Consider the following 15,036-nt stretch of genomic DNA (forward strand, 5'->3'; position numbering starts at 1 on the left):
GAGATTGAGCCAGAATGTTGCTCAACATCCGTGTTTGCGGATCAGGCGGCAATCGCTCAATGTGGCATTTGGATATGATCTGGAGTCATAGCGCCTAAGCTCCTATTCTGTTCAAAGCGCCCATATTCTCGCTATGCTATGCCATGTTTGGGTATCGGCTGCATCGGGGCGAGCTTCGCCGGCGCGCCGTTCCCGGTGTCGATATCGACTATTCACGCGCTCGCGTGATGATCTGCCGCCCCGCCCGAGCCGGAAAAAGAAAGACTGCGCAAATATAGTTCGGGGGTTGCCATAACTTGTTTGATCTGGAGACTGGTCGGGCGCGGAGCTATGGTGCGAACGGGTATCGGGCAAAGAAAGCCGCGATTCCTGGAGATGATCGAGGTGACGGCATCTCCCTTGGAACCCGAGACCGTGCAGAAAGACCTTATGTCCTTCATGAAATCATTGATGATTGTCGGCGCTGTTTTGGCGACGACGCAAGCCATCGCCCGCGAGCGGGCTGCACCGCAAGCCACCCCCCACGAACGGATCGTCCAGATGCGCAATCGTGGCGCGTCTGGCTTCTTCGTGTTCGAGCCTTCTCTGACCCGGGCCATGCCCGGTGACACCATTCGTTTCGTCCCTACCGACATGGGCCATGACGTCGTCGCCGTGCCGGGCATGCTGCCGGCCGGTGTCGCGCCGTTCAAGGGAGAGATGGGCCAGGCCTTTACGATCAAGGTTACGAAGTCCGGGGTCTATGGGTTCAAGTGCACCCCTCATTACGCCATGGGAATGGTGGGGCTGATCGTCGTAGGCAAGCCGATCAACCTGGCGGCAGCCGCGCAGGTCGATCATCCCGGCAAGGCAAAGCAGGTTTTCGCGGCGCTGCTCGCGCAGGCCGCGAAGCCCTGACCGCGCGCCTATGTTGATCGGTGGCATTGCCGTGGATGTTAGCCGTTGCGGCATAAGAATGGGGAGCGCGTCATGTTGGACAGAAGGGTCGTTACCGCTGGGCTAGGGAGCCTCATAGTCGGCTCTGCCATAAGCAGGGCGGCAGGCGCGCCGTCGACAACGCTTGCGATCGATCACGTTGCGATGGGGGTCAGGAACCTTTTCGAAGGCTCGGCGCGGATCTCACGTGAAATGGGGTTGCCTAGCCACGAGGGAGGCTGGTTCCCAACCGGCGGGATGGCCTATCGCTATTTTCGCACGGGCGATAATACGGTGCTCGAGGTCAATGCCATTACCGATCCCTATCTGGCCGAGACCAACCCGCACCTCGGCCAGATGCTAGCCCGTTTTCGTGATGGCGACTGTTTCATCGGCTGGGCCGTGCGCGTGCGATCTCGGCAGGAATTGCAGGCGATCGCGCGGCGGCTTGGCGCGGAAGTGAGCGAAGCCACCGCCACCCGCAATGTCGATGGCAGCGCTGCCCCCGCTTACATCCACGTGCCCGACACGGCCGCCACCTGGGCGAAGGGATTGCCGAATTTCACCTATTGGGACGGGACGCCCAAGCCGATCGCACCCGGACCGGTCGCCCCGTCGGGGTTCGCCTGGCTTGAGCTCGGCGGGTCGGCGGAGGAAATGGCGAAGTGGATCGGGGATGGCATGGCGGCACTCCCGCTGCGCTTCAACGGCAAGGCGCCCGGCATTCATGCGGTGGGGATCAACAGCAACAAAGGCATCATCGAGCTTCGGCGCCATCCCATGCAAATCTGACGGCTGTCTGTCGTCCTTCATGGTATCGGCGCCGGAACGATCTTGTTCTCGATCGCGCCCAGGCCTTCGATCTCGACGCGGACGCGGTCGCCGGGCTGAAGCCAGCGCGGCGGCGAGAAACCCTTGCCGACCCCGTATGGCGAGCCGGTGAACAGCAGGTCCCCGGGTTCGAGAGTCATGACCCGCGAGAGATGTTCGATCATCCGGACGCAATCGTAGATGATCTCTCGCGTACGCGAATTTTGGCGGAGGTCGCCATTTACCCACGTCCTGATCGCGATGTCTGCGACATCGATCGCATCCGCCGTCGTGATCCAGGGGCCGACGGGCGCATGCGTGTCGCCGCATTTGCCGAGCATGACCTGGCTCGTCTCGGTCTGCCGGTCCCGCACAGAAACATCGTTTCCCACGCAATAGCCGAAGATCGCTTCCCTGGCGCCGGTCGCGTCCGCATTGCGCACATGCCGGCCGATCACGCAGACCAACTCGGCTTCGTAATCCAGTTCGATCGAGCCCACCGGCATTTCGACATCGCCGAACGGATCGTTCAGCGCCGAACTCTGCTTCGAGAACCAGAATTGCGAGGTCGGAAGTTCGAGGCCCATTTCGCGCGCATGGTCAGCATAGTTCATGCCGATACCCAGGATCTTGTGTGGACGGCGAACAGGGGCAAGCAGTTGCACTCCCGTCAGCGCGTGGTCCGCAGGAAAGGCAGCCAGGGCCGCCAGGTCCAGCGCCAGGTCGGGCCAAAGACTCATCAGGTCGACAGTGTCGCGCGGCGCGCCCTCCAACCGGGCGGTCAAGTCAACCAGCCCATCGGCGACCTTGAGGCCGAGGCGCGTGTCGTCACCGTCGGAAAAACGTGCGATGTGCATCAAGGAAATCCCCGGAGATGTCAGATCTTGGATTTAAGGTGCGCTTGATCCCTGTAAACAACCAGGTGCCAATGCCGAACCTGGTATGATCGTCCGACAGGATAAACAAGGTGAACGGACAGTCGCTTTGCCGAGGGCCGCGGCAGTGACCTAACATTCGGGGGCCGCCGGTGAGCGAATTGGAAAGCCGGACGAGGCTCGCGACATAATTCCTCGCCCGTCGGCGGCGCGCACGACCGGCCTGGGGAACCGATGATCGATCTATTATTCATCATATTGAATGATGGTACATGATACTGAAAAGTCCTTGACGGTTGCACGACCGCGGGATTACGATTCCGCTTAAGCTTTTGGAAAAATGCAGACGCCGAAGGGCGGTGCACAACGGGATCGATGCATCCGCGGTTTCACGGGCGGCGCAGGAATTCTCTTTTCCGCAGCAGCAAGACTCCGCGCCATGCGGGGCGATCAGGGAGAGGAATCATGACCCGGGTTTTCCTGGTCGATGAAGTGTGCCTCGCGTACCGGGCCAAACTGGTGATCGGTAACACCGCCCGGCTCGCGACCTCCGCGCTTCCGTCATTGATCGCGACCGTCTTCCCGCGCCGCTGCCGGATGGCTGCGGCAGCGTTGATCCATCATAACCACAGGAGAGGTGAAATGACGCCACGGGTTTGGCGCGCTGCGGCCCTATTGCTGCTCGCGTTTTGCACGACGATGCTTCTTTCCGATGCTGCGATCGCTGCCCCTCAGCCGGCATCCGCCGAACAGACGGCGTGCGAGACCGTCGCCGATATGGATTTCTCGCTGACGCGCGACGCCCCGACGCAGATCATGGAAGCGCAATATATGGAGGCGACCGCGTCCGCGCCGGCGCATTGCCTTGTCGAGGGTTATATTGCGCCGGCCATCGGTTTCGGCCTGGAATTGCCAGCGAAGAACTGGAACTCGAAATTCATCATGATGGGGTGTGGCGGCTCGTGCGGGTCCTATCGCCCTGGGCTGGAATGGTGCGCCGAGGCGCTTCGCCGGGGCTATGCTTGTGCCGCGACCGACCAGGGGCATGGCCCCAACCTCACGGTGACCCCGGTTCGACCAGCCCTGGATCGGCTTTGGTCCTACCAGAATCCGCAGGCAAAGATCGACCATGCCGGGCGGGCGATGAGCGCGACGACGATCGCGGGGCGGGCGATCGCCGAGAAATTCTACAAGGCGGCGATAAGGCTGACCTATTTTCTCGGCTGTTCGGATGGCGGCCGCAGCGCGATGATCATGGCGCAGCACTATCCCAGCCAGTTCGACGGAATCGTCGCGATCGACCCGGTGATGCGCTGGTCGCGCTCGCTTCTTCAGCTCGAATATAATTATCAGGCCGTGACGCACGCCGACGGCACGCCGATCTTCAAGCGCTCTGACTTGGAATTGCTGCACCAAGCCGTGCTCAGGGCGTGCGACAAGATCGATGGTCTCGCTGATGGCGTCGTCGGCGATCCGCGCCTCTGCAGGTTCGAGCCGGGGACGCTTGAATGCAAGGCGGGTGCAACCGGCAACTGCCTGAGCAAGGAGCAGGTGGATGCGGCCAGGAAAATCTACGCCGGCATTCGCACGTCGACCGGCAAACAGGTCTTTTACGGTTCGATGCCCGGCACCGAGCTCGATCCGCCTTATGGCTTCAACGATGTCCCCAATTCGAGGTACAGCGAATATTACAAGTACATGCTGTTCGCTCCCGACCTCGGCCCAACCTGGACGCGCGAGCAGATGGATCCGGATACTGATTATACCCGGCTGGGGGTCGCGCGTACGCTGTTCGATGCGGACAATCCCGACCTTCGCGAATTCAAGGCGCGCGGGGGCAAGCTTATGATCGTGCAGGGCTGGAACGACAGCGGTCTGCCGTCGCCGCTGAGCAACGTCGATTATTATGAGGAGGTCCAGCGCGTGATGGGCGGGCCGGAGAAGACCAAGGACTTCGCCCGCCTGTTCATGATGCCGGGCGCCGCGCATTGCGGCCGGGGATCGGGGGCAAACATGGCTGATTACCTCACCTATCTCGAAAATTGGGTCGAGAAGAAGCAGGCGCCGGACATGCTGGTGGCATACCATCTCGAGGTGGGCACCAAGTCATGGTCATCGCCGCAATTTGCGCGCGCGCCGACGGCCGGCGATCAAGTCACCTTTTCGCGGCCGATCTACCCTTATCCGACGCAGTTCCGTTACAAAGGGAAGGGCGATCCCAACGATTATCGCAGCTTCGCGCCGGTCGACCCGAAGCCGACACCCGAGGTCAGGATCAACTACTGATCGCAGCCTTTCACGCCATCACACCAACGACGCCCGCACGGTCACGCGTGCGGGCGTTTGGAGATCAGAGTGAGTATTCGATCGGACTTGGTCATGGAATATTATCACCGGATCGATGCGCTCGACATCGATTGGGTGATGGCGCTGTTTTGTGACGATGCCTGTTACAGACGGGCCGGAGCGGTTTATGACGGAAAGGCGGCAATCGAGAGGTTCTTCCGCGAAGAGCGGAAGATCAACGGGTCGCACGACATCGCGACGATCGTCGATGATGGCGATCAGCGACTGGTGGTGATTTGCGGTCGCTTTACGGGAGAGGGCGAGGCAGGGGATCGCCGCGCCGTCGAGTTCGCCGACTTCTGGACCTTCGACGACGCAGCGAAGGTGCGGCTGCGGCGTGGCTATCTGGCCGTCGGGCACGAGCTTGTCGCGCGCTGAAGGGCGCTGCACAACACCCTGGAGGAACGTGGGCGGGATGTTGCCGATCGTTCCCTCGGTTCTGACTGGTGATCTTTGCCGGCGCCGTCGTCGGTGGCGCGGCGCAGTCGCGGACGGTCACAAATATTTCGGGCTTGCGCATAAGGAATATCGAAATTCCAAGTGTTGGCAATGTTGTATCGATCGTTGGTTCGGTCGCCGGCCGGTATTCGCAGTCGGATGCGGAGCGGCCATCATGATCCGGGGAGTGTCGAGCGTGAGGGTGCCAAAATCCAGATCGAAGGCGTTGGCTGCGCTGACCGCGGCGGCCTTTCTTGTCGTGCCGGGCTCCGGCGCCCAGGCCAAGGACATCATTGTTCATGCCGGCCGGCTTCTTGATGGCACGCTGCGACCGGTTCGATCGAACATTTCGATCGTGATCAAGGACGATCGGATCGTTTCGATCACGGATGGCTTCGTCGATGCGGCGGGAGCGGAGATTATCGATCTTTCGCACCAGACCGTCATGCCGGGCTTCATCGAAGCCCATGATCATCTCGTCCTGACAAACGACCGCGATGATGAAAAGCCTCGCATGATGTCTTCCGGCGAAGCGTACGTCCGCCTGGTCCGCAACGCTTACGCCGAAATCGCCAACGGTTTCACGTCGACGCGTGACTGCGGATCTCACATGGTAGACATGAAGGTGATCAAATATTCGATCGCCAAAGGGCGCTTGATCGGGCCGCGCATCTGGGCGGCGCTCGAGCCACTTGGCCCGGTCGGAGGCCACTCCGATCCCTGGAATCAGGAAGGCGGCGACACTGTTTCTGCCGACGAGCGAGAGCATGCCCTGGTTCACGGGGCCGACGATGCCCGTGACAAGGTTCGGGAACACTTCATGCGGGGGGCCAATCTCATCAAGATCATGCCGTCCGGCGGCGTGTCGTCGCTGAACGACGATCCGAACGCGCTGACGATGACCTATGAGGAGATCAAAGCCGTCGTCGATGCGGCGCATGCGCTTGGCCTGAAAGTGGCAGCTCATGCCATTGGTCTGGAAGCGATCAAGGCCTCCGTCCGCGCCGGCGTCGACTCGATCGAGCACGGCATTTTCGTCGACGCGGATACGCTGAGGGAGATGAAGGCGCAGGGGACGTTCTTCGATCCGACGGTGCTCACCGCCTATGTGAAACTCGAAGCGGTTCGTGCGAACCCCAGCGTCTATGACCCGAGAGTCGTGGCGAAGGGGTTGAAGGCGTGGCCACTGCAGATTGCTGTCGCTGAAACGGCTCACAAGATGGGCGTGAAAATCGTCATGGGCACCGATCAATCGAGCCTGGGCGCGGGTGCGAACAAGGCCGACGGTATCATCCGTCTGGTACAGGCGGGTCTCACGCCGCAGGAAGCGATCGTCGCCGCAACCGGGACGAATGCCGACCTGATCGGCAGCAAGGACATCGGCGTGATCGAGGCGGGGCGTTATGCCGATATCATCGCCATCGACGGTGATCCGCTCGTCCGTATCGAGGCCGTTCGAAACGTTCAGTTCGTGATGAAGGGAGGCAAGGTCTTCAAGGATCACGGTCAGATGGCGGCGCTGCCGTGAGGCGCTGGTCGCGATCCGGCGTGCTGGGCCAGGTTAGCTGAGCGGCGACCCGATATCGGCATGAGCAGCCTCACGCGCCAGTTCCGACCCGCCGCGATCCCATCCGCGGCTGAGCAACTTCGCGCCGAGGTGCGCGCCTTTCTGGGCGACGCGCTCACCGGGATGAGCCCGGTCGAACGGGCCAAATCTTGGGGCGGCTATGATGCCGTATTCAGCCGCAAGCTCGGCGCGCGGGGCTGGATCGGTATGACCTTGCCGCGCCGTTATGGCGGCCAGGACGCCGGGATCTTCTCGCGTTATGTGATCATCGAGGAACTGCTCGCGGCCGGCGCCCCGGTCGCGGCACACTGGATCGCCGACCGGCAAAGCGGCCCGCTTCTGCTGCGCTACGGCACCGAGGAGCAGAAGCAGCGGATCCTGCCGGCGATCTGCCGCGGCGAGCTGTTCATGTGCATAGGCATGAGCGAGCCCAGTTCAGGATCCGACCTCGCATCAGTCGAGAGCCGCGCGCGTCGCGACGGCGACGCCTGGGTGCTCAGCGGGCGCAAGCTCTGGACCACTTACGCGCACCGGTCTCATTACATGATTGGCCTGTTCCGGACCTCGGACAAGAGCAGCGAACGCCATGCGGGCCTCTCGCAGTTCCTGATCGACCTGTCCGCGCCAGGCGTCTCCGTCCGCCCGATCAGGGATCTGTCCGGCGCAGAGCATTTCAACGAAGTACTCTTCGATGACGTGCGGCTCGGGCCGGACGCGCTGATCGGGCGGGAAGGCAATGGCTGGGAACAGGTCATGGCCGAGCTGGCATTCGAGCGGAGCGGCCCGGAGCGGTTCCTCAGCAGCATCGCGCTGATCAAGACGCTGATCGATGCGATCGGCGCGGCGCCGGACACGGCGCAGGCGCGCGGAGTGGGACGGCTGGTCGCCCGGCTCGCGGCGCTGCGGTCGATGTCGCTTGCCGTCACCGGCCAGCTGGATCGCGGCGAAAACCCGACCTGGGCGGCGTCGGTCGTCAAGGATATCGGCACCTCCTTTGAACAGGAGATCCCGGAAATGGCCCGCCTCCTGCTCGACATCGAGCCAAGTGCCGACGGCGGGACCGATCATGCGCTGGTGCTCGGGCTGCTGTTGCAGACCGCGCCGTCCTTCTCGCTACGTGGCGGGACGCGGGAGATATTGCGCGGGATCGTCGCCCGCGGGCTGGGGCTGCGCTGATGCGGGAGTTGTTCGAGACGACGGCACATAAACTGTTCGCCGAGCATGTCGCATGCGGATCGATCGCCACGGCCGAAGAGGGCGCATGGCCGGCGGCGCTGTGGGCCGCCGTGGAAGAAGCCGGACTGCCGCTGGCGCTGGCCGCCGAAGCGCGGGGCGGCGTTGGCGCGCGCTGGGCCGACACGGTGGACGTCGCATTGTGTGCGGGCGCGCTGTCCGTGCCCGCGCCGGTCTGCGAGACGATGCTCGGCAACTGGTTGCTCAGCCGCGCCGGCATCGACGCGGTGGCCGGCCCGATCGGGATTTGCGACCGGCACAATCTCGTGATCGCAAACGGCAGGGCAAGCGGCGTGGCCGATGCCGTTCCGTTCGGGCGACATAGCGATCATGTCATCGCCGTGACAGCAGACAGCGGGCAGCCGACCGTGCTGCTGCTTGCCGCAGGCGACGCGGATGTGCGAGCGAGCCTCAACATCGCCCGCGAACCGCGCGATCGGCTGAGCTTTCGCGATGCGCCGGTCGCAGCGTCGGTCGTGCTGCCGCAGGGGAGTGACGCGGCAATACTACGCCTTGGCGGGGCGTTGATGCGATCGGCCCAGATGGCGGGCGCACTCGGCACTCTCGTCGACGAGAGCGTCGGCTATGCCAACGAGCGGTCGCAATTCGGCCGGACGATCGGCAAGTTCCAGGCGATCCAGCATCAGCTCGCGGTTCTCGCCGAGCAGGCTTCGATCGCCCGGGCGGCGGTAGAACAGGCCTTCGGGTCTGCGGACGCTGGCCTGAACCGTTTCGATGTGGCGGTCGCCAAGATCGTGTGCGGCGAGGCGGCGGGCACGGGCAGCGCGATCGCCCATGCCGTTCACGGCGCGATCGGCTTCACCTATGAGCATTCGCTGCATTTCGCGACCCGGCGGCTCTGGTCTTGGCGCGACGAACATGGCTCCGAGGCGCGCTGGGCGCAGGAGCTCGGCGAGGCGGCGTGTCGTGGCGGCGGCGACGCGCTCTGGCCGTCGGTCACGTGCGGTGGCTTTCCGGCGTCCGCGGGGGCCTAGTCCGCATTTTCTCAGGCCGGTAGCGCTGCGCCGGTGGCGGTTCCGTGCCGGGCCATGCAGGCATGTCGCCACGGCAAGATGCAGACATGCCACGCGGCGGGGCGCCTCAGACCGCCTGCGACGCCGCCGCGAAGTCTCTGCGGATCGAAAGGCAAGCGACCAACAGGAAGATCGCCGCCACGACGCCCGAGCCTGCCCCAACTGCGAGCGCGTAGCGAATACCGGCGGCAGGACCAATGCCGTCGAACCGCAGCCCGGCGATCGCGAAGCCATGATTGAATCCGTCGCTGAGAATTCCGAAGGCGAGCGGGCCGAGGCCAAGTCCGATCAGGTTCATAACGAGCAGATGGATTGCCGCCGCCGTAGCGCGATGGACGGGTGGCACGATTCCCTGGATTGCCGCGAACATCGGGCCGTACCACAATGAACTGACCGCCGATGCGAGGGTCAGCAGCGCGACCGACAGCGCGAGATTGTCGGTCAGCACCGATCCGATGAAGATGATCGCGCTCAGCCCACCCCCTATCGCCGGAATGACCATATAGGCACGCTCGTCGCGTCGCGCTCCGATATCGGCCACGCGGCCGCCGACCCAGGTGCCGATGGCACCGCCGCCGCCGATCGCCAGGCCCAGCATCATGCCCGCCTGACCGACATTGACGTGGTGCACCCGGATCAGGAAGGAACCCAAAAATGCTGTCTGACCATAAGTGAGGAAGGCGATGAACGCCGCGCCCAACGAAGCGAGCCAGAAAGTCCTGATCGGCAGCAGGCGCTTCAGAGCATTGCCGAAATTGTTCGAATGCGTCTGCAGCGGCCGGGTGAGCCTGGGTTCGGGGAGTGCGAACCACGTCACGACCGCCAATAGCACGCCCGGCAGGCCGACGATAAAGAATGCCGCGCGCCACCCCAGCGCCTGCGCGATGATCCCGCCGACCACCAGGCCCAACAGCTTGCCCACCGGTATACCCACCGAATAAAGCCCCAACGCCGACGCGCGGCGCTCCGGCGGGACGAGATCAGTGATGAGCGAATGTGACGCAGGCGAGCAGCCAGCCTCGCCCACCGCGACGCCGACGCGGGCGGCCAACAGTTGCCAGAAGCCCGAGGTGAGGCCACAGAGCGCGGTCATGGCGCTCCAAAGCGCAAGGCATCCGGCAATGAGATGGGAACGGTTGCTCTTTGGGCGATCGGCATACCGCGCAAGCGGCACGCCGAGCACGGTATAGAAGACCGCGAAGGTCAGCCCCGTCAGCACGCCCAATTGCCAGTCCGCAAGAAGCAATTCGTGTTTAATCGGTTCAGCCAGAATGTTTACGATCTGGCGATCGATCATATTGGCGGCGTTCGACAGGAACAGCAGCAGGAAGGCGACATTTAGCGCCGCGGTGGTGGTGGTTGCGCCGGATCCGGCAATATTCTTGTGGGTAGAGCGATCTTCGATCATCGGGCTCACCATGGTTCTGGGCACGCCGGGACCGACGCCGGCTTTGCCAAAGCGGTGCTTTGGAGCAGGAGCCGTTCGGGACCCGATGGTTTTGGAAACAGTCGCCACCGCGGGACGTCGAACGGAAGCCCTGTTCGGCCAGTCTAATGTTGCGTGATCGTCGGGGCGTGCGTGCGTTTCACGGCGCCGAAAGGACGAGGGTTACCCAGGCCGATATCGTGTGTTTTGCCTCGCCCATTTCTATTCTCCTAGTTGCGGGCAAGATACCATCAGATCGGCAAATTATGCAATAGGCCGCATCAGCATTCAATATGTCGAATTTCTATTGAAAAACCAAGACGGATGCCGGGCCGGGAGGAGGGGACACGGCCACTCAACCCTTGCCCGGGTCTTCGTTCGGCGAAATGCCGTAGATCAACTGCCTTATGCGATGGGCAGCTGTCGCTGTGGCTGCACCGATTTTCTCCAATAACGCGGCATCATAATCGCCGCCGAGCATCGAGGCGGAGACGCTGAGGTGGGGAACATCTTCATGATCGCATATGGCGGCCGCCACGCTGGTTACGCCGCGTTTGAACTCGCCGTGATCGAGCGCCCAACCCTTCATTCTGGCGCTGTTCAGTTCGCGAAGATATTCATCGAATGTCGGGGCCTGCTCCCAGCGCAGCTTTTCGAACATGGTCTCGAGCCGTGGACGCGGGATATTGGACAAGGCCGTCACGCTGCGCCCTGCAGCACCACTCAACAGCGGAACGCGCACACCGGCTGTCATGTAGAGCCGCGTGTCGCTGTCATTCATCTCGACACCGACGATCGTGATCCGGCCGTCGTGCGTAACGCGCCAAAGGCAAGCCGTCACATCATGATCCCCGACCAGTCCGCGCAAGACATCGCGGGCCACCCGCATTGCGTTTTCCGGATCCAGGGCGGCCCGTGCCAAACGGATGATGGCACTGCCAAGAGAATAGGTCTTCGAGACGCTGTCGAAGCTGACGAAACTTTCATCGGCCAGCGTCCGGAGAATGTTGAAACAGGAACTCGGGCTGACATTGACGGCACGCGCGATCGTGGTGAGTCCGGCCGCCTGCGGTGCGCTTGCCAACAAGCGCAGAATCGCTGCGGCGTGGTTGATTGCGGGCGACTTCGAGCGGGCTTCGACCATGCCTTTCGCCTAATTGAATTGGCAATTAAGGTCTATCGGGTTTCGACCTGGCCCGGGCCCCGTCGCTCGTGGGAAGAAATTCGAACCGTACGACACAGAAAAAGGTCCATGGTCGCGAAGGACCACGGACCTTCTTTCACGCGCTTTTACAGGGAGGCGCGAATGCCGAAGCGAAAAGTCGTCCCCAGCATGTCATAAAGTGAGGGGTTGGTGGCCACGAGTGGCAAGAAGCCGGGGCCCCTCGAAACCGGCACCGGATCGCGGTTGAACAGGTTCGAGATTGCGCCGAAGACTTCGATCTTGGAGCCTTTCGTTCGGAAGCGGTAGGTTGCCGCCAGATCGAGGTAGAAGGCACCCGGAATCTGGTTGTTGTTGATCGTCGTGTTTGCGGCGGTCGAGGTCGGGCAGCCGGAGGTACACTGGATGAAGCTGTTATCGTAGACACCCGCGCTGATCCCGCGACCGGTAATTGTGCCGGTGAAAGCGGGCGAGTTATAGGCCAGCGTTATGTAATGCCGCCAGCTGGGGACGCCTGCGGATGTGTTATTTCCGGCAAGATCGCTCGTCAGTCCGACGCCGGGATTCAGAACGTTCTTGATATAATGCGCGCCGACGTACCGGAGGGTCACCGCGCCCGGCCAGCTTGCAACGATGTCCGAAAGAGGGCGCGTATAGCTGGCGTCGATATCGATGCCTCTCTCGACCTGGCTCGCCGCATTGAAAGGCACGCGGTTTACCTGGAGGATGGCACCGGTAGTCGCGTTTCGAATCACAGCGTCGCAATAGGATTGTAGCCCGGCGAAGCAGTTGTTGACGATGACGTCACGCGCATAGGTGATCAGTCCGTCGGTGATATTGATATCATAATAGTCGACCGAGGCCGTGAGGCCGGGGATCATCCTCGGCTGAAGGACGATGCCATAAGCGGTCGTATTCGCGATTTCGGGCTTCAGGTTGGTTGTGCCCGTCGAGCATTCTCTCGCCGTGTCGTTGATGCCGGTGAACGGATTGAAGACCGGTGCATTGTTCAGGCAAGCCGCAGCCTGGTACAGTTCCTGAAGGTTGGGCGCACGAATATCCCTGGACCGGGTCACGCGGATGCGAATGTCCTTGATAGGTGAATAGACCAGACCTGCCTTCCAGGTCGTCACGGCACCTGATGTGCTGTAGTTCGTAAACCGCACGGCGCCGTTGAAATTCAGCAGCGAGGCCAAAGGTAAATCCTTGGCGAGAGGCACGTCCAGTTCGGCGAACTCTTCGGTCACGTTGTAACTACCGTTGGTCGGTAGGAAATTGCCCGCAAACCAGCCGCCGGTCTTCGAGATGTCGTCGGACGTCCCGCTCAGCTTCTCCACACGATGTTCGACGCCGGTGGCGATGCCGACCGGTCCCGCCCAGGTTGAGAACGGATGGGCGCTGATCTGGGCCTCAACCACGTCCTGCGTCAGCTTCTGCCGCCGCGAGGCTTCGCCAAGCAGATAGGCGGCTGCCTGCGGCGAGTTCACGCCCGTGCCGAAGACGTTGAACGGCACGCAGCCGTTGGTCGGATCCGTCAGCGTGGAACGGCAGACGATCGCACCGGTCGAAGGATTCCGGACAGCGTCGATTGCTTGCAGGAACCTGGCGGTGTTGGTGACGTTGGTCGCGCGCTCGTCGATGATTGCTTCGCCATGCTGACCATAGGCGGACCAAGTCCAGCCGATCCCCAAGGCGTCGAACTTTCCGTTCAAGCCCAGGACGCCGCGATACACCTGCCGATCCAGTCTCGCGCCGAACCGCGGCAGGTCGGTGAGGAACTTGCCGAATGAGAAGGTGGAGATCCCAAGTGCAGCCGCCTGCTGGGCTACCGCCGTCGGCAGAAAGGCATTGTCAGCCTTCATCGTGAGATTGCCGAGGAAATATTCGTGGCAGCAAAGGTTTACGGTCAGGGAGTCGGAATACGAAAAGCTGGCGTCTACGTGGAGCGAGCTGCTGAATTCATAATCGCCCCGCAGCATGATATTGTACCGCTTGGTGGCAGGATCGAGCGCGTTGGTCGTAACCACGCTGTTCGACGCTTGCCAGTCGCCCCCGATCATCCAGGGATCGGAAACGACGGACCCGTAGTTGAACTGGGTGGGTACGCCGCCCGGGCCGAAGGTGGTGCCCTTCAGTTTGGTGTTGGTGATGATGCCGCCCGGCACAATGTTGGTAAAGCCGACGGAGGTCGCGACGAGCCGTTGTGGCTGGCCGTTCGTCGCTGTGTAAGCGGGATTGTTGATGATCTGGTAGCCGGTCTTGCCCCAGTCGCGATTGACGGCCGAAACGCCTTCATTACGTGCATATTCGGCGTCGAACAGCAGATGTCCTCGGCGGTCGCTGAAGTCGATACCCGCCGTCAACGAAGCTTGGTAGGTAGCATCATCGCCGTAACGGGTGATGCCGCCCTGAACCTCGGACTTGACGCCGGTGAACTTGGTGTCGGTGATAAAATTCACGACGCCGGCGACCGCGTCCGAGCCATAGACCGCCGACGCGCCGCCGGTGACGATATCGACCCGCTGCACGAGTTTTTGCGGGATCGTATTGATATCGACGAGGCCCCTCTGGTCCGACGACCCGACCGAGCGACGCCCGTCGATCAGCACGAGGGTCCGCGCCACGCCCAGATCCCTGAGGTTCAGCGAGTTGAAACCGGATTGACCGGACGTGACGCCGAGATTGGTGTTGCGGGGAGTCGAGCTGCCGGCAAGCTGCGGGAGCTGGTTGACGAAATCGGCAAGATTCTCCGGCGCGGCCGCCTGGATCAGATCGCGCCCGACGACGGTGACCGGCGTCGGGGCCTGGGAACCATCGCGTGCGATACGCGATCCGGTGACGATGATATCTTCGCCCTGAACTTTTTGATCAGCATCGGCCGTCTGAGCCAATGCAACGCCCGGTTGTAGCGTGATCGCGAGTGCCACGAGCGCAAGTGCAAGTGCACTGGTCGACCGGTGCCAGCTGCGGGTGGAGGCTCTCGCAGAAGACTTTTGGTAACTGGCCGAAATCAATGAGATATCCATCATACATCCCCCTGTCGCCCGATTGACCGGAGAAGCCGGCCATCGGCTTTTTGAGCGCTTTTGCACGCTACATTCGCGAGTCTGGAGCTTTTGTCCCCTTGGCCCAGCGAGCGCGACCCTAGCTAAGGCCAAAGACGAAGCGGGGTCAAGAGAAATTCAGCATATCGTTTTATCATTCAATATGCAGAATTATGGTCGGCGCTA

The 15,036-nt window shown here is 62.2% G+C and carries 11 protein-coding genes; 7 read left to right on the top strand and 4 right to left on the bottom strand.

What is annotated here, in order from left to right; all coding sequences use genetic code 11:
- Window positions 1-375: 375 nt before the first annotated feature.
- Together ABD050_RS25765 and ABD050_RS25770 are read left to right on the top strand one after the other, a co-directional pair.
- Complete coding sequence (locus tag ABD050_RS25765) at window positions 376-897, top strand: pseudoazurin (RefSeq protein ID WP_343892417.1); 522 nt, start codon at window positions 376-378, stop codon at window positions 895-897.
- A gap of 72 nt (window positions 898-969) precedes the next feature.
- Window positions 970-1,707, top strand: coding sequence for a VOC family protein (locus tag ABD050_RS25770; RefSeq protein WP_343892418.1), 738 nt, complete (start codon window positions 970-972; stop codon window positions 1,705-1,707).
- Between the two features lie 17 nt (window positions 1,708-1,724).
- Here ABD050_RS25770 and ABD050_RS25775 read toward each other — a convergent pair whose 3' ends face one another.
- The gene (locus ABD050_RS25775; protein WP_343892419.1) at window positions 1,725-2,582 is read right to left on the bottom strand and encodes a fumarylacetoacetate hydrolase family protein; all 858 of its coding nucleotides are present in this window, start codon (window positions 2,580-2,582) and stop codon (window positions 1,725-1,727) included.
- A 483-nt stretch (window positions 2,583-3,065) separates the two neighbouring features.
- Between ABD050_RS25775 and ABD050_RS25780 the strand changes: the two genes are divergently transcribed.
- The 5 genes from ABD050_RS25780 to ABD050_RS25800 all read left to right on the top strand — a co-directional run bounded on the left by ABD050_RS25780 (window position 3,066) and on the right by ABD050_RS25800 (window position 9,179).
- Complete coding sequence (locus ABD050_RS25780; RefSeq protein WP_343892420.1) at window positions 3,066-4,886, top strand: tannase/feruloyl esterase family alpha/beta hydrolase; 1,821 nt, start codon at window positions 3,066-3,068, stop codon at window positions 4,884-4,886.
- Between the two features lie 69 nt (window positions 4,887-4,955).
- On the top strand, window positions 4,956-5,324 hold the full coding sequence (locus ABD050_RS25785; protein WP_343892421.1) for a nuclear transport factor 2 family protein: 369 nt from the start codon (window positions 4,956-4,958) through the stop codon (window positions 5,322-5,324).
- A 235-nt stretch (window positions 5,325-5,559) separates the two neighbouring features.
- A complete protein-coding gene (locus ABD050_RS25790; protein ID WP_343892422.1) occupies window positions 5,560-6,912 on the top strand; it encodes an amidohydrolase family protein in 1,353 nt (450 codons plus the stop codon).
- Between the two features lie 60 nt (window positions 6,913-6,972).
- Complete coding sequence (locus ABD050_RS25795) at window positions 6,973-8,127, top strand: acyl-CoA dehydrogenase family protein (protein ID WP_343892423.1); 1,155 nt, start codon at window positions 6,973-6,975, stop codon at window positions 8,125-8,127.
- Entirely contained in the window at window positions 8,127-9,179 is a 1,053-nt protein-coding gene (locus tag ABD050_RS25800; protein WP_343892424.1) for an acyl-CoA dehydrogenase family protein, read from the top strand. Before ABD050_RS25795 ends, ABD050_RS25800 begins: the two co-directional genes overlap by 1 nt.
- Before the next feature lie 106 nt (window positions 9,180-9,285).
- Here the strand turns inward: ABD050_RS25800 and ABD050_RS25805 are convergent, their stop codons facing one another.
- The 3 genes from ABD050_RS25805 to ABD050_RS25815 form a co-directional block, all read right to left on the bottom strand.
- Complete coding sequence (locus tag ABD050_RS25805; RefSeq protein ID WP_343892425.1) at window positions 9,286-10,626, bottom strand: spinster family MFS transporter; 1,341 nt, start codon at window positions 10,624-10,626, stop codon at window positions 9,286-9,288.
- A gap of 373 nt (window positions 10,627-10,999) precedes the next feature.
- The gene (locus ABD050_RS25810; protein WP_343892426.1) at window positions 11,000-11,788 is read right to left on the bottom strand and encodes an IclR family transcriptional regulator; all 789 of its coding nucleotides are present in this window, start codon (window positions 11,786-11,788) and stop codon (window positions 11,000-11,002) included.
- A gap of 146 nt (window positions 11,789-11,934) precedes the next feature.
- Window positions 11,935-14,835 (bottom strand): TonB-dependent receptor domain-containing protein, encoded by a 2,901-nt coding sequence (locus tag ABD050_RS25815; protein WP_343892427.1) that lies wholly within the window; start codon window positions 14,833-14,835, stop codon window positions 11,935-11,937.
- Window positions 14,836-15,036 lie beyond the last annotated feature (201 nt).

The sequence above is a fragment of the Sphingomonas oligophenolica genome, assembly GCF_039522915.1.
Taxonomy (GTDB): Bacteria; Pseudomonadota; Alphaproteobacteria; order Sphingomonadales; family Sphingomonadaceae; genus Sphingomonas; species Sphingomonas oligophenolica.

Coding starts and splice junctions, on each gene's coding strand:
- ABD050_RS25775 (WP_343892419.1), bottom strand. CDS start 2,582: ATGCACATCGCACGTTTTTCCGACGGTGACGACACGCGCCTCGGCCTC.
- ABD050_RS25805 (WP_343892425.1), bottom strand. CDS start 10,626: ATGATCGAAGATCGCTCTACCCACAAGAATATTGCCGGATCCGGCGCA.
- ABD050_RS25770 (WP_343892418.1), top strand. CDS start 970: ATGTTGGACAGAAGGGTCGTTACCGCTGGGCTAGGGAGCCTCATAGTC.
- ABD050_RS25765 (WP_343892417.1), top strand. CDS start 376: ATGATCGAGGTGACGGCATCTCCCTTGGAACCCGAGACCGTGCAGAAA.
- ABD050_RS25815 (WP_343892427.1), bottom strand. CDS start 14,835: ATGATGGATATCTCATTGATTTCGGCCAGTTACCAAAAGTCTTCTGCG.
- ABD050_RS25795 (WP_343892423.1), top strand. CDS start 6,973: ATGAGCAGCCTCACGCGCCAGTTCCGACCCGCCGCGATCCCATCCGCG.
- ABD050_RS25790 (WP_343892422.1), top strand. CDS start 5,560: ATGATCCGGGGAGTGTCGAGCGTGAGGGTGCCAAAATCCAGATCGAAG.
- ABD050_RS25780 (WP_343892420.1), top strand. CDS start 3,066: ATGACCCGGGTTTTCCTGGTCGATGAAGTGTGCCTCGCGTACCGGGCC.
- ABD050_RS25800 (WP_343892424.1), top strand. CDS start 8,127: ATGCGGGAGTTGTTCGAGACGACGGCACATAAACTGTTCGCCGAGCAT.
- ABD050_RS25810 (WP_343892426.1), bottom strand. CDS start 11,788: ATGGTCGAAGCCCGCTCGAAGTCGCCCGCAATCAACCACGCCGCAGCG.